Origin of the sequence: Pseudorhodoplanes sinuspersici (assembly GCF_002119765.1) — a bacterium.
In the GTDB taxonomy this organism is placed as follows: domain Bacteria; phylum Pseudomonadota; class Alphaproteobacteria; order Rhizobiales; family Xanthobacteraceae; genus Pseudorhodoplanes; species Pseudorhodoplanes sinuspersici.
Map to the genome: position 1 here is coordinate 3,697,657 of NZ_CP021112.1, position 16,495 is coordinate 3,714,151.

Genomic DNA, 16,495 nt, shown 5'->3' on the forward strand with positions numbered 1-16,495 from the left:
CCCGTTTCTTATTTGTCGATCGCCGCGAAGAATACCGCAAAGACGCCGTCAAGCACGATCACGAGGAAGATCGATTGCACCACGGCGTTGGTGGTCTGCAGGCCGAGCGATTCCGCGCTGCCTTTTGTTTCGAGGCCGCGCACGCAGGCGACGATGCCGATCACCAAAGCCATGAACGGCGCCTTGATCATCCCGACCATGAAATGATCGAGGCTGATGACTTCACGCAGCCGCTGCAGGAATACGTCCGGCTGGATATTGCCATAGAGCGAGGCGACAAGGCCGGCGCCGTACAACGCCGCCATCTCGCCGAGGAATGTCAGCATTGGTACGGCGATCACGAGCGCGAGGATGCGCGGCAGCACCAGCACACTGATCGGATCGAAACCCATCGTCTGCAGCGCGTCGATTTCCTCGCGCATCTTCATCGAGCCGAGTTCGGCGGTGTAGGCGCTGCCCGAACGGCCGGCGACCATGACGCAGACGATCAGAACGCCGATCTCGCGCAGCACCAGGATGCCGACCATGTCGACGACGAAGACATCGGCGCCGAACTTGCGGAAATGGAAGATGCCTTGCTGCGCCAGAATGGCGCCGATCAGAAAGGTGATCAAAAGGATGATCGGGACAGCCCGCCAGCCGACGAGGTCGATCTGGTTCACCATCGAGATGAAGCGGAAGCTGCGCGGCCGCCACAGAATGCGCAGCCCTGCGACGGTCACCGCGCCAAGCATCTGCGCGAACAATGCACCCGATCTGACGATCTCGACGATGTTCTCGCCGATCGTCTCGAACCAATCTCCGATATAGTTGCGCCGAACGCGTTCGGGATTGGGAACTTCGGTGGTCTGATGAACCGTCTCGACGATGACGCGAAACTGCTCCGGAAGCCCGACGACATCGGCGCGAATGCCCTTCTCGCTGCTGCCACGCAAGAGACGCTCGAGCAGCCAGGCGCCATAGGTGTCGAGCTTGGCGACCCCTTGCATGTCGATGCGGAGAGTCTTCACCGGCCCCTTCGGGGCCGGCGTTGCGCGGATCACCTGCTGCTCAAGCTCACGGGCCTGATCAGCCGTCCAGTCGCCAGCCGCTACGAGCTCAAGCCGCTCGCCGCTGACCCTCCCGGTGAGCAACGCTTTTACGCTCATATAACTCCCCGCCCCGTATGCCTCTGGACGGCTCCGGGCGACACGCGCCTTGAGAAGATCCGCATTACCATCATGCTTAACAGAGCCTTACCGCCTGTCGAGCTTCCCCTTGCGAAGCGTTAAACCATGGTTAACCAAAAAGCCTTGCAGCTCTCGGTCCGCGTCGAAACCTGGCCCATAGCGGGACATTTCACCATCAGCCGCGGTGCCAAGACCGAGGCGAGGGTGGTGGTCGCCGAACTGTCGGACGGTGAGTTCCAAGATCCGATTATTGGTCGCGGCGAATGTGTCCCCTATGCCCGCTACGGCGAAAGCGTGGCGGCGGTGGCAGCCACGCTGGAAAATTTGGCTCAAAAAGTGGCCGCGGGGCTCTCTCACAAGGAAGTGCAGTCGGCGTTACCGGCGGGCGCGGCCCGCAATGCGCTGGATTGCGCCTTCTGGGACCTTGAGGCCAAGCGCACCGGCACGCCCGTTTACAAGCTGGCCGGGCTTGCGGCGCCGGCCCCCTTGATCACGGCCTTCACCATTTCGCTCGGTTCCCCCGACGCCATGGCGAAAGCAGCGAAAGAGGCGGGTGCGCGGCCGCTGCTCAAAATCAAGCTGGGTGGCGAGGGCGACATCGAGCGCATTGCAGCAATCCGCGACGCGGTTCCGCATACGGAACTCATCATTGACGCCAATGAAGGCTGGACGCCCGACAATCTCGCCGCAAATCTCGATGCCTGCGCCAAGGCCGGCGTGACGCTGGTGGAACAGCCGCTGCATGCCGATGCCGACGCTGCGCTCGCCGAGATTCAAAGACCGGTTCCGGTTTGCGCCGATGAAAGCGCACACGACACCGCCTCGTTAAAGGCGCTGCTTGGAAAATATGACGCGGTGAATATCAAGCTCGACAAGACCGGCGGGCTGACGGAGGCGCTCGCAATGACGCGTGAGGCCCAAAAACTTGGCTTGATGACAATGACCGGATGCATGGTGGCCACGTCGTTGTCGATGGCGCCGGCGATGTTGGTCGCGCAGAGCGCGCGCTTTGTCGATCTCGATGGGCCTTTGTTGCTTGCAAGAGATCGCGACAATGGCCTGCGTTACGAAGGCAGCCGTGTTTATCCGCCGACGAGGGAACTATGGGGATAAAATTCCTCGTCTGAAGATGTCGCAAAACCTTTGTGTGGCGCGGAAAAAGACACGCTTTGATGCCGAAAAAGGCGCAACGTATTTTATTCCGGGTTCCGTCCGGATTCTTCTTGGCAACGTCATGCCATCCCGTTTAATTTTGAAATCGGGACGACCCAAAACAAACGGGGAGGGTCGGAGGAATGTTCTTCCGTACCGCTTTTGCTGGCGCGTTGCTGGCTGTGCTCACTTGTGCCAACGCGAATGCTGCGTTGCGAATTTCAAACGATAAGGGTGGGCAGATTGGCCCTTATCTGGACGCCTACACAAGCCTCCGGAACTCCGGCGAACGCGTCATCATCGACGGGCCGTGTCTGTCTGCCTGTACGATCGTTCTCGGAGTGGTCCCGCGGGATCGCATCTGCGTAACGCGCCGCGCGCGGCTGGGGTTTCATGCAGCGTGGAATCCGGGTTCGGACGGCCGGCCAGTATTGAGCCGGGCAGGCACCAATGCCTTGTGGAGCCTTTATCCTGGTCACGTCAAAAGCTGGCTGAAGCGGCGCGGCGGCCTGAAGCCACGGATGGTCTATTTGTCGGGCGCAGAACTCGCCTCGATGTATAGGCTCTGCGATTAAGCGGACGCGCGGTTCGGCTTAAATAGCCCGATCGTTGATCGGGCTATTTGTGTTTGGATGGATTCAGAAAGCCGCCGGATAAACGCCGCCGTCGATCATGATATTCTGTCCGGTGATGTAGCCGGCATGTGTCGAGCAGAGGAAGGCGCAGGTTGCGCCGAACTCGTCGGCGGTTCCGAAGCGTTTTGCCGGCACGCTGTTGATACGATTCTGACGCGCCTGCTCGACGGAAATATTCTGTCGTTTGGCATTGCCTTCGATATTCGATGTCAGCCGATCGGTATCGAAAGCGCCGGGCAGCATGAAGTTGATCGTCACATTCGAGCCCGCGACCTGGCGCGCGACACCCGCCATGAAGGCGGTGAGGCCGGCGCGAGCGCCCGACGACAGATCGAGTCCGGCGAGCGGCGCTTTGACCGTGCCCGAGGTGATGTTGACGATGCGGCCGAACTTCTTGGCGATCATCGGGTCGATGACTTTCTGCGTGAGTTCGATCGCCACCGCCATATTAGCGATCACACCGTCGAGGATCTGCTCGCGCGACAATTCGCGGAAATCGCGCATCGGCGGGCCGGCATTGTTGTTGACCAGAATGTCCGGCTCCGGGCAGGCTGCGAACAGCGCCTTCTGGCCCTCAGGGCTGGCGACATCGGCGGCGACCGGAATGACCTTGGCGCCGGTGGCGTTGGCGATTTCTTCGGCCGCCGCTGTGAGGCGTTTCTCGTCGCGACCGTTGATGACGACTTCGCAGCCCTCTCGGGCCAGTGCCATGGCGCAGCCATAACCTAGGCCGCGGCTCGACGCGCAGACGATGGCCTTACGGCCGGCGATACCCAAATCCATGCCATTCTCCGTTGTCATCGTCCGCGAAGGCGGGCGATCCAGCCCTGTCAGGCTATTTTGCCGAACTGGATGCCCCGCCTCTGCGGGGCATGACAAGCGGAAAGATCGCGGCCGCCTCTTACGACAGCCGGGCGCCCTCGACCGCGCGCATGTCGTTGCCGCGCCATTCAAAGCCACGGCCAAGCCAGGCATTGACATAGAGTACCGGCAGCATCAGGTCGCGCAGCATGTAAGTCGCAACCGCCCAGCGCGAGTGATGCCAGCCCGCCTTGGCGGCCAGAAGCCATTCGGCGCCATACCAGACGGCGAGGAAAACGATCAGTGACGGCAGAACCGGTATACCGGCGAGGACGGCGGTGGCGGCGAGGGCGATGGTCGGTGGAAATCCGCCGGACACGATTTCCAGCGAGAAATAGAATGGAAAGCTTGCGCGCCGCAGTCGCGCCCAGCGCCGCTGCCGCTTCCACACATCGGCGGCTTTGCGAAAGCCGAGCGGCTGGCGCACCGGCGGCTGCATCAGCCGGACGCGCAGGCCGAGATTGCGGACGATCTTGGTGCAGGCCGCGTCCTCGGCCGATTCGGCGCCAAGCGCCCGAATGCCGCCTGCGCTTTCCAATTGCTCACGCCGCCAGAACAGCGTTTTGCCCTGCGCGAAGCCAAGGCCGATGAAGTCCGCCAGATATTGCCAGCGCGCCTGATAGGTGTTCAGCATCGCGCATTCGGTTTCGGCGAAGAAGCCGTCAGGACGGCAACCAATCGGCGGCGAACAGACAAGGCCGGTCCCTGGATCAAGCTTTTCCAGCAGCCGCTGAATGTAGTCGCGCGGCAGAAGCACGTTGCTGTCGCAGATCGATATCAGAGGATAGGCGGCTTCCCGCCATCCCTTGAAAACATTGTTGAGTTTTGGATTCTCGCTGATGCGCTCGTCGCCGATCAGCAGCCGCGCATCGATCCAGCGATGATCCGACATCAGGCGATGCAACAGCGGCACAACCGGATCGTCGGGACGCGCGGCGCAGAAAATCAATTCGTAACGCGGATAATCGAGCCGGAAGGCTGAACGTAGCGTGTCTTCGATGTAGTTCTCGAGCCCGCAAACCGGCAGCACGATGCTGACCGGCGGCGAGTCGGGTGCGGCGGCGATCGCGCGCTTATCCGGCCGGCATTGCCGAATGGCAACGGCGATGCTGATGAGATGGATCGCAAGCGCGGTCGCCGCGAAAATTGTCAGGGCAACAAGGGCGATGCTCATTCGACAAAACATGACGAAAAGCGATGACATGCTGATGACGAATGTGAGCGATTTGACCTAGGGCGTTGTCATCAAACGGCAATACGGATGTGAGACACCGGCAGCAAACCAGCGCACCGTTTCCGAAGTTCGTGCTGTATCTGCGGCAATCACTTACACGAACTCCGGAAACAAAGGTGCACTGGCAAGTCTATAATTCTAGTGCCGCTTTTGATTTTGAAGTTCCTGGCAGGAGCTTGCTGCAAATGATGCAGGAACTTCAAAATCGCGGCACTAGCAGGAATGGTGATCCCTTGCTGATGAATGCCACGAGGCCGCGCCGGTTTCGCACGCTGTTCATTTCGGATGTGCATCTTGGCGCCCGCGGGTGCCAGGCGGGCAAGCTGCTGGACTTCCTCCGTAACCACGAGGCGGACACGATCTATCTGGTCGGCGACATCGTCGATGGGTGGGCGCTGAAATCGGGCTGGTACTGGCCGCAATTGCATAACGACGTGGTGCAGAAATTCCTGCGCCAGGTTCGCAAGGGTACGCGGATCATCTACATTCCCGGCAATCACGACGAATTCCTGCGCGGTTATTACGGCACCCATTTCGGCGGCATCGAGGTTGTCGAACAGGCGACCCACATCGCCGCTGACGGCCGCAAATACCTCGTCGTCCATGGCGACCATTTCGACCTTGTCGTGACGCAGGCGCGCTGGCTGGCGTTGCTCGGCGACAAGGCCTACGATTTGGCGCTGACCGTCAACCGGATCTTCAATGCGGTTCGCCGCTGGCTTGGTCTTGGCTACTGGTCGTTGTCACAATGGGCCAAGCTCAAGGTCAAGAATGCCGTATCCTATATCGGCGAGTATGAGCGGGCTTTGGCTGCCGATGCCAAAAAGCACGACGCTCAGGGTATTATCTGCGGTCACATCCATCACGCCGCCATCCATGATGATTTCGGCATCCGCTATATGAATTGCGGTGATTGGGTGGAGAGCTGCACCGCGATTGCAGAGCATCAGGACGGCCGGCTCGAAATCATCCAGTGGCTTGCCGAAAACCCGGAAGTCGAAGTTCCGGAGTTTTCCGAAGTTCGGGCAGCCTGAGCCTTGGATTTTTGCGTTTGGCCTTTTAACGTGCCGGCGGGCTAAATTGCGGCCCTTGAGTCGACAAGAGCGTATTTTCAGATGAGCACGCATCCCGCATTGAAACCCGGCCAGCCGGTGGGGGCCGCGTTGCGGGACGTGGCTGCGGCTGTTGTTGCCGAAGCGCAGGCCATTCTGGGCGATGGCAATGGTGACCCGACCAAGACTGTTCACGGTATTCGTCGCACTTTCAAACGATGGCGCGCGTTGTTGCGTATGCTGGCGCCATTTGTTGACGAAAGCGGTCATCAACTGCGGATCGATGCACGCGAACTCGCACGCAAACTCGGGGGTGCGCGCGATGCACAAGCCACGATCGATGCATTTCGGGACGCGGCGGCAGAGCGCTCGGATCACTCGGTTCCTTTTTCTTCGCGATCCATTGCAACCATTGAAGGGCGCCTCGAAGCCCAGCGTACGTCGCATGAAACGGAGTTCTGGAATCCGCAGATCCGGCAGGAGATGTCGGACTATCTCGCCGCCGCCGCTGCGCAAGTTGCGCAGTGGGATTTGAACGAAGTTACGTTTTCCGACCTTGCCGACATGCTGGCGAAGACCTATCGCCGTGCACGCGGCTCGATCCCGAAATCCTGGGACGAGACCGAAGCCGAAGATCTGCACGAATTGCGGCGGCGCGTGGTGGAGCATCGTTATCAGATGGAATTGATCGAGCCGGCCTGGCCGCGTCTTGGCAAGATCTGGGTCGATGAAGCGCAGCGTCTGCGAACCCGGCTTGGGAAATTTCAGGACCTGGCGGTATTGACCGAAAAGACCGGACCGCATCAGACACTGGCGCCATGGCGATCCAAACTCGTGCCGCTGATTGCCCAGAGGCAGGCCGAGCATGCGCAGGCGGCGCGGAAGATGGCGGCGCGGATGTTTGCGGAACCGCCAAAGGCATTCCGCCGCCGTATCGAGGCGCTATGGGACGCACAGGCCGAAGAAGCCGAGACCTAAAGCGGCAAAAGCATTGAATCCGGCGCCGCGAGCGTTACCTTCGGGCTATGGACGCCATTTCGATTGCCGATATCGAACAGGCTGCGGGCCGTATAGCCGGTATTGCCGTCCGCACGCCGCTGATTCAATCGCCGGTGCTTGACGAACGGGTCGGGGCCCGCGTCTTCCTCAAGGCAGAAATCCTGCAGCGCATGGGCTCGTTCAAATTTCGCGGCGCCTATAACCGTTGCGCGTCGCTGCCAGTGGAAAGCCGGCCGGGTGGGGTGGTGGCTTATTCTTCGGGCAATCATGCGCAGGGGGTCGCAGCGGCGGCCAAGCTGCTCGGCATGCCGGCGGTGATCGTCATGCCCGCCGATGCGCCACGGCCCAAGCGCGAACGCACCGCCGCGCTCGGCGCGCAGGTGGTGCTGTATGATCGCGACAAGGAAGATCGTGCGGCGATAGCCCAGCGCATTGCCGATGAGCGCGGCGCGGTGATCGTGCCGCCTTTCGACGATCCGATGGTGATTGCCGGGCAGGGCACGATCGGCCGGGAGATCGTTGAGGATCTGGCCGCGCTCGGGATGCAGCCCGATGTCGTGGTGGTCGGCGCCTCGGGTGGCGGGCTTGCCGCCGGGATTTCAATGGCCGTCAAGGCCCAGGTGCCGGACGCCGATTTCTATACCGCGGAGCCCGACGGCTTCGACGATACGCTGCGCTCCTTTGCCAGCGGGCATCGCGAGCGCAACACCCGCGCCAGCGGCACGATTTGCGATGCACTGATGACGGCAACGCCGGGCGAACTGACCTTTCCCATCACCAGCCGACTGATCGGCAAGGGCGTCACCGCGACCGACCGCGAGGTGGAAGCGGCGGTCGCATTCGCCTGGCGCGAATTGAAGCTTGTGGTCGAACCGGGCGGCGCCATCGGCCTCGCCGCATTGCTGGCGGGACGGCCGAATGTGAAGGGCAAGGTCGTGGTGGCGATCCTGTCCGGCGGCAATGTCGATCCGGAATTGTTTTCCCGCATCATTGCGGCGTAACTTACGACACAAACGAAAAAGGGGCGCGCCGTTGTCGACGCGCCCCTTTTTGCTGTGTTCTTGCGGGATCGTTTAGAGCCCGGCTTTGATGGAATCAAAGCCGGGCTCTAATTTTTTATTTTGACGCGTTTTCTTCACGCGAACCGGTACCCACTTCGCTCGAAAAGCTTTTAATCGAAGCGCCCGGCTGCGTGTGCCAGCATGGTATAGACCTTGCCGGTTTCGGACGTGAGATAGGTCCGCACCATCGCCTGACCACCACGGTCGTCGCGCGACACGTCTTCCAGCAGCCGTTCGAATTCGGCGATATAGCGATCCACCGTCTGACGGAAATTGCGATCGCCGCGATAGCGGTTGCGCATGTCGTCGAACGCGCGCTGGCCATGCATCGTGTAGAGCTGACGCGTGAAGGCGTTGCGCTCGCCGCGATTGTAGCGATCCCACATATCGACCGCGACATCGTGCTCGACCATACGGGCGATATCGACCGACAGGGCATCGAGCGAGTCGATCGCCTGACGCGGTGGCGGCGGGCCCTGGCGGCCGCGCTGCGGCTGCTGCGGTCCCTCATGGGCTTCCTCACCGGCGCGGTGCAGGAGATCGGTCAGCCAACCCTGGTTTCCCGCCGGAGTGCCGCCACGTGGACCGGGCGGCTGCGGCTGGGCCGGGCCGTGCATTTCGGGCCGGCGCGGTGCCGGAGGAGGCGGCGGCGGCGTCATGACGGCCTGGGGAGCCGCCGGTTCAGCTTGGCGCGCCTGCGGGCGTGCGGGCTCGTTGCGTCCACCGACCACGGCCAGCACCGGCTCGCGCCGCTGTTCGGCAACGTCGAGATTGCGGCCATGCCGGCTGACGATGCGATTCAGCTCTGCCAGGGCCTCGATCTGGTCGACGATGACGCGGCGCATCTGCGCGGCATTTTCCGCGGTCTCCTGCGGCAATTCCATGATGCCGCGCTTCAGTTCGGCGCGCGTCTGTTCGAGCTGCGACTTCATCTCCGCAGCCATCTTCTTCATGCCGGCCAGCGTCTCGTTGAAGCGATCGGACGATTGCCGGAACATGGCATCGACCTCACTGGCCGACTGTTCGTAAATCGAGCGCATCGCGTCGCTGGTGCGCTTACGCTCTTCTTCGGTGGTTTCCCGGATGAGGTCGAATTGCTCGGCGATGGTCCGTGTTCCGCTGGTTGCCGTTTCGGCGATCACGCGGCCGATTTCGCGCGCGCGTGCTTCGGCACCATGCAACGATTGATCGAGCAGGGCGGTGAAGCGTTCGAGACGCTGTTCGAGGTCTTCGGACTTGAGGTCGAGTGTGGCGATGAGATTCTCCAGCGTCGTGCGGCGGTCGGAGACCACGTCTTCGGTGCGCTGGTTGCTTTTCTCCACCGCTTCGACCGCAAGCGCCAGCGTGCGGCCATGCTGATCGAATTGCGACACGAGGCCGGACAGATTTTCCACCACATTCGCGGTGTCGGAGCGGAATGAGGCGATATGCGAGCTCATGCGCTCGCCGGCCAGGCCGCTTCGTTCGGTCACGTCGTTGATGACATTCGCGAATTCGCTGATGCGGCTGTTCAACGTGCTTTCGATGGCCCCCATATTGTCGTGGGCACCGGTCAGCACCTCGTGCAGCAGCACGTTGGCTTCGCGCATACGCTCGAACAGGGTCGTCGATTCGTTGCGCAGCTTGGCCTGGTTTTCCAGGATCAGCGACATCGACTCGGTGGTGACACGCTGCGATTGTTCGATCGCCTCGCGGGTATTGTCCTGCAGGCTGCGCAGCGTGTGGTTGACCTTGGTCGTGGCCGTTTCGCCCGCATCGTTGATCAACCGCGCCAGCTCGTTCGAATTGTCGAGCATCGTGCGGGTGAAGTCGAAGCCCTTGGCCTCGATCGCGCTGACGGCGGACTGCGTCGCCTTCTGCACTTCGCCGGTGAATTCCTGGCTCTTGGCCGACAGGGCGGCGAGGAGCGTGCTGGAATTGGTGTCGAGAATGCGCGTCATCTCGGCGGCGCGGCTCGAAACGGCGATGGCGATCTCGTTCGCCTTGCCGGTGAAACCACGCGACACCTCGGCGCTGACGCCAAGCAGCGTGCGTTCGACCTCGGTCGAACTCTGCTTGAGCGTGCTGCCGATGCTCGTCGAGACTGCCGACAACACACGTTCGACTTCGCCGGTCGCCGCGCGCAAGGCTTCCGTCGAGGACGCCGTCAATGCCGTGAGCGACTTTTCGGCGTCGCTGGAATTGGTGCGCACCGATTCCGCCATCTCCGCCATCTTGGCATTGAGCGTATCGGCCGCCGACTTGCTGCGGGTTTCGATCTGGTTGGTCACGGCATCGGACCGCGAGGTCAGGAGGTCGACCACGGCATAGGTCCGCGATTCAATCTGCTGAGCGATCTTTTCGCTGCGTTCGGCCAGTGCTTCGGATGCGGTCCGCGTGCGGCTTTCCACCTGCGAAGCGGCATTCTCGGTCCATTCGAGCAGGAGGTCGCCTGCCGCCTTGGTGCGGGTCTCGACCTGATGTGACAGCGTATGCGCGCGTTCCGCCAGCATATCGGCGGCCGTCTTGGTCCGGCCCTCGACCTGCTCGGCGATCGCATGCGTGCGGTCGGCGAGGAGATCGGTGGTCGCCTTGGTGCGATTTTCGATGTGCTGTGCGGCTGCCTCGGCCCGCTCGCTCAGGAACTCGCCGGCCGCGCGGGCCCGGCCTTCGACTTGCTCGGCGAGGCCGTGCGTGCGCTCGATCAGGACGTCACTCGCGGTCCGAACGCGGCTTTCCACATTCATGGACGCCGTGTCGGCGCGCTCGGTCAGGAATTCGCCGGCGGTCTTTGCTCGCCCTTCGACCTGTTCGGCAAGGCTTTGCGCCCGCTCGATCAGCAGGTCGGTCGCGGAGCGGGTGCGGCCTTCGAATTGCAGAACGGCATTTTCGGTTCGATCCGAGAGGAATTCGCCCGCGGCTTTGGTGTGGCCTTCAACCTGCTCGGCGAGGGTGTTGGTGTGCTCGGTCAGCGCCTCCGCCGCCGCCCTGGTGCGGCCCTCGATCTGCGAGGTCATCTTCTCGGCGCGATCGAGCAGGAAGTCGGCAACGAGCTTGGTCCGCGCTTCCATCATCTGCGCGGCAGTCCCTGAACTCTCGTTGATCAGGCGAGAGGCGGTTTCGGAACGTTCCGACAACAGGTGCGCGGCGGCATTGCTTGTGCCGGTGACGAGTTCGGCAACCTTGCTGACGCGATCGGTGATCATGTCCACCGCCAGCTTGGTGCGCGTTTCCATCGTCTGCGCCGCCGAATCCGAACGGTCGGTGAGAAGCTGCGCCGCTTCGGCGGAACGGCCGGTGAGGAGTTCCGCCACCTCGGCCGAACGATCCGTCAAAAGCTGGGCCATTGCTGTCGAGCGCTCAGTCAGCAGTTGCGCGACAATGTCGGACCGTTCGCTGAGCAACTGAGCGGCTGCACCGCTCTTGGCTTCGACCTGCTCGGTGACCTGATTGATGCGGTTTGCCAACGCATCGGCCGCCGCGCGGCCGCGCGTTTCAAGCTGCTGGGTGACATTTTCGGTGCGGCCGATCAGCAATTCCTCAAATTTGCCGATGCGGGTATCGAGCGTGGTTGCAATTTCCTGCGCGCGATTGCCGAGAACGCCATCGATCTCCTGGCTCTTCGCCGCGATCGTATCGGCAAGGCTTGCGCCGCGCGAATTGATCGTGTTGGTCACGTCGTTGATGCGCGTATCCAGCGCTGCGACAACTTCCTTGCCACCTTCGGCGAGGGTCTTGGCGATCTCGAGAACGCGTCCGCCGAGCGCGTCGTTTAACGTCTGGGTGCGGCTGTCGAGCGCCTCCTGGAAGCGGACGAGACGCAGGTCGAGCGCATCGGTGATTTCGCCGGTCTTGTTGCCGATACGGCTGTCGAAATTGTCGATGCTGGCGCGGATCGTGTCGGAGACGGTCTGGGTGCGATCGCCGAGCCGTTCGACGAGTTCGGCACCATGCAGCTTCACGGTGCGGTCGAATTCGCCGAGATGGCGGGTGATCAGGTTTCCGAGCGACGAGGAGTCGTTGGCGATGCGCTCGGCGAGGGCGGCGCCGTCCTGATTGAAGATTTCCTCGAACGACTGCAGACGGGCGCCGAGCATCTCCCGCAGGGCGTCGCCACGGGTGCCGATGGTGCGGGCAATGGTGTCGGCCGACACGCTGAAAGTTTCCATCGCTTCGTCGCTGCGCGACAGGATAGCATCGGTGATGTTTGCCCCCGCCTGCTCGAATTTCTTGACGACGTCGTCGCCACGCAGGGTGAGATCGAGGATCAGGGAATCGCCCGTTGCTTGCAACGCCGAACTCACCTCATCGCTGCGCAGCGCAATGGCTTCGGCAGCCTGCGATGACGTATCCAGCAATTGCGCGGAGATCTCCTGCGAACGATCGCCCATCAATTCGGTGATGGCCGTCGCGCGCCGGGAGAAATCGTCCGTCACATTGGCGAGCCGAAGCTGCATCATCTCCATGAGATTCTGCGACAGCATGTCGAATTCGTCGGCGACGTTTTCGGTCTTGAAGGCGAGGCTGGCATTGAGCCGTTCGGTCGCGGTATCGATCGCGTTGGTCGTGGCGTTGCCGGAATTTTCGATCGAGCTTGCTGCGGCCAGGCTGATATTTTCGACGGCTTGCACCGTTTCCTGCGCGGTGCGCTCCAGACGCTCCAGAATTTCACCGCCACGCTCGCCGAGATGGGCCAGCATCTCGTCGCTGATGCGGCTGAGAGCGGCAGCGATATGTTCGCTCTTTTCCGTCAGATCGCGGGTGATGCCTTCGGTCGCGGAACTGACCTGCGAGGCGACCTGATCGCTGATGCCGGTGATGTCCTGATTAAGGTCGAGATGGACGCCGGTGATGGCGTTGCGTACCTGCTCGGCCTGACCGATCAGGCTGTCACGCTGTGCGGCCAGATCGTCGAGCAGGCCACGAATACGAACTTCGTTGTCGTTGTAAGCGCGTTCGAGTGCGGCAACTTCGTTCTGCACAAGCGATTCGAGTTCGGCTGCGCGCGCCAAGGCCCGTTCAACGCCATCACCCATCGCCGCCACTTCGCGACGAATGGCTTGACCGACGGTGACGAGGGATTCTCGCGCGACGCCTTCCGGTTCCGACAGGCGTATTGCGACTTCGGACATCGAATGCGTAAGGACGCGCATCTCCTGCGAGCGGGCGACCATATGCGCAATGGCGAAGAAGAAACCGAGCGGCGCGACGAAGGTCACTACAAGCGCAATCAGGGCAGGTGCAAAATTCTGCTGGAGCTGCGGCAGGAAGGACATCGCCAATATGGCGGCAAGCACCACCCAGACCGCGGATGCGATGCTGGCCATCACGTAATATTTTCGGAATGACGGCTGTGCCTGCGCCGCTTGAAGAATATGAGCCGCCGACCGCCAGTCGTCATTGGCAGGACGGCCGGGCTCGACATCGAGTGAATTGTCTTCGATGAAGAGTTCGTCTTCGAACTTGCCGGATGGTTGGGGCGCGGCGGGACGCCGAGGCTCGGCCGCGCTCGGCTGTTCGGCGATAGGGGCGCGCGGTGCAGGCGGTGTCGGAGGCGTCGAACGGGAGGCAGCGACGGCGGCTTTCCTTTCCGCATCCCTGACGTTCAGCGCCTCCTGAATGGCGGACATTGCCGCCTCGGTCGGATCCTGAACTTTTCTGGAATTATTTGACATGTTTTGCCGCCTCACCTGACGCCACTAACAGAAGCGAAGTTCCGCCGCCCGGTCAGGCATTCTCCCCCGAGCAGCATGTCCCGCTTAAAGACTACGCCGCGTCACTATCCTAACGGCTTGCCGGATCGAATAGAATATCGGCTTTTAAGCCCTTTTTAATCATCGTTAATTTGTGTGGCAGCAATCTGTGCAATTTTGGCACAGAAGGTTCCCGGGAACCGTCGTGCCCCTGCGCCGTTCATTAACCACCGTGACGGTTCGCCGGCTGAAATGGCCGCCGCTCAACGAGTTTTTACCTCGCTTTGGCCGATTCCGGGTCAAACTCATCCGATAAGAGCCGAAGAGCTCTGGGAGGCAGTTTTATGGTCGAACGGACCCCCGCGGGCCTGAAAACCGTGCTGGCGCCGCCGATTGTACCGGCTCAGCGCCCGATTGATCTGGTGCATTTGTCCCGCATGACGCTGGACGATCGCGCGCTCGAGCGCGAAGTCCTGGCGCTGTTCGATCGCCAGATGCTGCTGATGATGGAGCGGATCGGCTCGTCGACGCCCGACGTTGCCGCCGCCGCCGCGCACACCCTGAAAGGGTCGGCGACCGGCATCGGCGCCTGGCAGGTTGCCAATGCGGCAGCCGCCGTCGAGACCGCTGCAAAGGATGGGGATAAATTCTCCTGGCAGCAACGGGTGGCCGGTCTTGATCAAGCCGTGCGCGATGCGCGCTGCGGAATATCCGAGCTGCTGCAGGCGGGTTGATAAACCGCGCCAATACGCTCCACGCGCGACTAGACTATGTGGATATCGGGGCTTTTGCCGCGATGCTGGCGCATTTCATGCGATGCGCTATATAGCAGTTCCAATCTCACGGATCCCCTGCTGGCGATGCCAGCGTTCCCCTTCAAGAGGCAGGTTTCAAGCCGCAATGGCCAAGATTACGTTTATCGATCATGGAGGCGAAAGCCGCACCGTCGACGCCGAAAATGGCGCCACCGTCATGGAAACTGCGATCAAGAACGGTATTCCCGGCATCGAAGCGGAATGCGGCGGTGCTTGTGCCTGCGCGACCTGCCATGTTTATGTGGATGAAGCTTGGACCGAGGTCGTTGGCGCACCGTCGCCGATGGAAGAGGACATGCTGGATTTCGGCTTCGACGTGAAACCGAATTCGCGCCTCTCGTGCCAGATCAAGGTCACCGACCAGCTCGACGGGCTGGTGCTGCGGACGCCCGAGCGTCAGGCCTGACTCTTTTCGGTTGCGGCCGGCGATGTCCAAAATCACGTTCATTGAGCATGACGGCACCGTCCATGAGGTGGAGGCCGAGACCGGCGAGACCGTGATGGAAGCCGCGATGCGCGGCGGGGTCTCCGGCATCGTTGCCGAGTGTGGCGGGTCCTGTACCTGTGCCACCTGCCACGTTTATGTCGACGAGGCCTGGCTCGACAAGACCGGCGAACGCTCGCCGGACGAGGAAGATCAACTCGACAATGCCTACGATGTGCGCGCAAATTCGCGGCTATCGTGCCAGATCAAAATAAGCGAAGAACTCGACGGGCTGCTGGTGCGCACTCCGAGTTATCAGGGCAGGTGATTGACCAAGGGCAGGTGACGTTATGCTGGATACGACCAATGCATCCACCATCAAGACCGACGCGCTGATCATTGGCGCCGGCCCTTGCGGATTATTCGCTGTCTTCGAGCTTGGCCTGCTCGACATCAAGGCGCACCTCATCGACATTCTCGACAAGCCGGGCGGCCAATGCGCCGAGCTTTATCCGGAAAAGCCGATCTACGATATTCCCGGCATCCCGATGGTCACCGGCGACGGTCTGACCAAGGGGTTGCTCGAGCAGATCAAGCCGTTCGGTCCGCAATTCCATTTCGGCGAAATGGTGCAGACCATTGAGCGTATCGGCGATCCGCTATTCCGCGTCACCACAGATGCCGGCAAGGTGTTCGAATGCAAGGTGGTGATCGTTGCCGCGGGGGGCGGCTCGTTCCAGCCCAAGCGCCCGCCGATCCCCGGCATCGAAGCGTATGAGGCCAAGTCGGTCTATTATGCCGTGCGGCAGATGGAGCAGTTCCGCGGCAAGAAATTGCTGATCGCGGGTGGTGGCGATTCTGCCCTCGACTGGACGCTCAATCTCGCGCCGATCGCCAGCCATCTGACGCTGTTGCACCGGCGGCAGGAATTTCGTGCGGCGCCGGATAGCGTCAACAAGATGATGGCCCTGGCCGGTGAGGGAAAGATCGATTTCGTGCTCGGCCAGGTGTCATCGCTCGAGGGTGCCGACGGTCAGGTGAGCAAGGCGATCGTCAAGCGCAACGATGGTTCGAATTTCGAGATCGCCTGCGATGCGATCCTGCCGTTCTTCGGGTTGACGATGAAACTTGGACCGGTTGCCGATTGGGGCTTGAAGCTCAACGACGATCTGATCGAGGTCGAGACCGCCAGCTTCGAGAGCTCGGAGAAGGGCATTTTTGCCATCGGCGACATCAACACCTATCCGGGCAAGCTGAAGCTGATCCTGTGCGGCTTCCACGAAGGCGCACTGGCGGCGCAGAAAATCCACCGTTACGTCTATCCCGACAAGAAGCTGACCTTCCAGTACACGACATCGTCGACCAGCCTGCAGAAGAAGCTTGGGGTGGCCTGATGCGTTCAAGGCCATGTCGGTTCGTTG

Annotated in this window: 13 protein-coding genes; 9 read left to right on the forward strand and 4 right to left on the reverse strand. The window is 61.6% G+C overall.

Annotated features, from left to right (window positions below; all coding sequences use genetic code 11):
* Positions 1 to 8: 8 nt before the first annotated feature.
* Positions 9 to 1,148, reverse strand: a complete 1,140-nt coding sequence (locus tag CAK95_RS17930; protein WP_086089147.1) for an ABC transporter permease — start codon at positions 1,146 to 1,148, stop codon at positions 9 to 11.
* Positions 1,149 to 1,274: 126 nt separating this feature from the next.
* On the opposite strand from CAK95_RS17930, the gene dgcA reads away from it, so the two are divergent.
* Positions 1,275 to 2,282 (forward strand): N-acetyl-D-Glu racemase DgcA, encoded by a 1,008-nt coding sequence (gene dgcA / locus CAK95_RS17935; RefSeq protein WP_086089148.1) that lies wholly within the window; start codon positions 1,275 to 1,277, stop codon positions 2,280 to 2,282.
* A 182-nt stretch (positions 2,283 to 2,464) separates the two neighbouring features.
* Positions 2,465 to 2,896 (forward strand): hypothetical protein, encoded by a 432-nt coding sequence (locus CAK95_RS17940; protein ID WP_086089149.1) that lies wholly within the window; start codon positions 2,465 to 2,467, stop codon positions 2,894 to 2,896.
* A gap of 63 nt (positions 2,897 to 2,959) precedes the next feature.
* Here the strand turns inward: CAK95_RS17940 and CAK95_RS17945 are convergent, their stop codons facing one another.
* Together CAK95_RS17945 and CAK95_RS17950 are read right to left on the reverse strand one after the other, a co-directional pair.
* Positions 2,960 to 3,739: an SDR family oxidoreductase gene (locus tag CAK95_RS17945; protein WP_086089150.1), complete on the reverse strand. Its 780-nt coding sequence runs from the start codon at positions 3,737 to 3,739 to the stop codon at positions 2,960 to 2,962.
* A 118-nt stretch (positions 3,740 to 3,857) separates the two neighbouring features.
* Complete coding sequence (locus CAK95_RS17950; RefSeq protein WP_086089151.1) at positions 3,858 to 4,991, reverse strand: glycosyltransferase; 1,134 nt, start codon at positions 4,989 to 4,991, stop codon at positions 3,858 to 3,860.
* A 299-nt stretch (positions 4,992 to 5,290) separates the two neighbouring features.
* Between CAK95_RS17950 and CAK95_RS17955 the strand changes: the two genes are divergently transcribed.
* From CAK95_RS17955 to CAK95_RS17965, 3 genes are all read left to right on the forward strand, one after another.
* The gene (locus tag CAK95_RS17955) at positions 5,291 to 6,085 is read left to right on the forward strand and encodes a UDP-2,3-diacylglucosamine diphosphatase (protein WP_086091497.1); all 795 of its coding nucleotides are present in this window, start codon (positions 5,291 to 5,293) and stop codon (positions 6,083 to 6,085) included.
* A gap of 81 nt (positions 6,086 to 6,166) precedes the next feature.
* Positions 6,167 to 7,081, forward strand: coding sequence for a CHAD domain-containing protein (locus tag CAK95_RS17960; protein WP_086089152.1), 915 nt, complete (start codon positions 6,167 to 6,169; stop codon positions 7,079 to 7,081).
* A gap of 47 nt (positions 7,082 to 7,128) precedes the next feature.
* Positions 7,129 to 8,103 (forward strand): threonine ammonia-lyase, encoded by a 975-nt coding sequence (locus CAK95_RS17965; protein WP_086089153.1) that lies wholly within the window; start codon positions 7,129 to 7,131, stop codon positions 8,101 to 8,103.
* 170 nt (positions 8,104 to 8,273) lie between these two features.
* Here CAK95_RS17965 and CAK95_RS17970 read toward each other — a convergent pair whose 3' ends face one another.
* Positions 8,274 to 13,772 carry an apolipoprotein A1/A4/E family protein gene (locus tag CAK95_RS17970; protein ID WP_183044148.1) on the reverse strand — a complete coding sequence of 1,833 codons (5,499 nt, stop codon included), beginning with the start codon at positions 13,770 to 13,772 and terminating at the stop codon, positions 8,274 to 8,276.
* 407 nt (positions 13,773 to 14,179) lie between these two features.
* Between CAK95_RS17970 and CAK95_RS17975 the strand changes: the two genes are divergently transcribed.
* The 4 genes from CAK95_RS17975 to CAK95_RS17990 all read left to right on the forward strand — a co-directional run bounded on the left by CAK95_RS17975 (position 14,180) and on the right by CAK95_RS17990 (position 16,468).
* Positions 14,180 to 14,569: an Hpt domain-containing protein gene (locus tag CAK95_RS17975; protein WP_245303448.1), complete on the forward strand. Its 390-nt coding sequence runs from the start codon at positions 14,180 to 14,182 to the stop codon at positions 14,567 to 14,569.
* Positions 14,570 to 14,735: 166 nt separating this feature from the next.
* Entirely contained in the window at positions 14,736 to 15,056 is a 321-nt protein-coding gene (locus tag CAK95_RS17980) for a 2Fe-2S iron-sulfur cluster-binding protein (RefSeq protein ID WP_086089155.1), read from the forward strand.
* A gap of 22 nt (positions 15,057 to 15,078) precedes the next feature.
* Entirely contained in the window at positions 15,079 to 15,402 is a 324-nt protein-coding gene (locus CAK95_RS17985; protein WP_086089156.1) for a 2Fe-2S iron-sulfur cluster-binding protein, read from the forward strand.
* Positions 15,403 to 15,424: 22 nt separating this feature from the next.
* Complete coding sequence (locus CAK95_RS17990) at positions 15,425 to 16,468, forward strand: NAD(P)/FAD-dependent oxidoreductase (protein WP_086089157.1); 1,044 nt, start codon at positions 15,425 to 15,427, stop codon at positions 16,466 to 16,468.
* Positions 16,469 to 16,495 lie beyond the last annotated feature (27 nt).

Coding starts and splice junctions, on each gene's coding strand:
- CAK95_RS17955 (WP_086091497.1), top strand. CDS start 5,291: ATGAATGCCACGAGGCCGCGCCGGTTTCGCACGCTGTTCATTTCGGAT.
- CAK95_RS17980 (WP_086089155.1), top strand. CDS start 14,736: ATGGCCAAGATTACGTTTATCGATCATGGAGGCGAAAGCCGCACCGTC.
- CAK95_RS17930 (WP_086089147.1), bottom strand. CDS start 1,148: ATGAGCGTAAAAGCGTTGCTCACCGGGAGGGTCAGCGGCGAGCGGCTT.
- dgcA (WP_086089148.1), top strand. CDS start 1,275: ATGGTTAACCAAAAAGCCTTGCAGCTCTCGGTCCGCGTCGAAACCTGG.
- CAK95_RS17990 (WP_086089157.1), top strand. CDS start 15,425: ATGCTGGATACGACCAATGCATCCACCATCAAGACCGACGCGCTGATC.
- CAK95_RS17985 (WP_086089156.1), top strand. CDS start 15,079: ATGTCCAAAATCACGTTCATTGAGCATGACGGCACCGTCCATGAGGTG.
- CAK95_RS17945 (WP_086089150.1), bottom strand. CDS start 3,739: ATGGATTTGGGTATCGCCGGCCGTAAGGCCATCGTCTGCGCGTCGAGC.
- CAK95_RS17975 (WP_245303448.1), top strand. CDS start 14,180: ATGGTCGAACGGACCCCCGCGGGCCTGAAAACCGTGCTGGCGCCGCCG.
- CAK95_RS17950 (WP_086089151.1), bottom strand. CDS start 4,991: ATGAGCATCGCCCTTGTTGCCCTGACAATTTTCGCGGCGACCGCGCTT.
- CAK95_RS17960 (WP_086089152.1), top strand. CDS start 6,167: ATGAGCACGCATCCCGCATTGAAACCCGGCCAGCCGGTGGGGGCCGCG.
- CAK95_RS17970 (WP_183044148.1), bottom strand. CDS start 13,772: ATGTCCGCCATTCAGGAGGCGCTGAACGTCAGGGATGCGGAAAGGAAA.
- CAK95_RS17965 (WP_086089153.1), top strand. CDS start 7,129: ATGGACGCCATTTCGATTGCCGATATCGAACAGGCTGCGGGCCGTATA.
- CAK95_RS17940 (WP_086089149.1), top strand. CDS start 2,465: ATGTTCTTCCGTACCGCTTTTGCTGGCGCGTTGCTGGCTGTGCTCACT.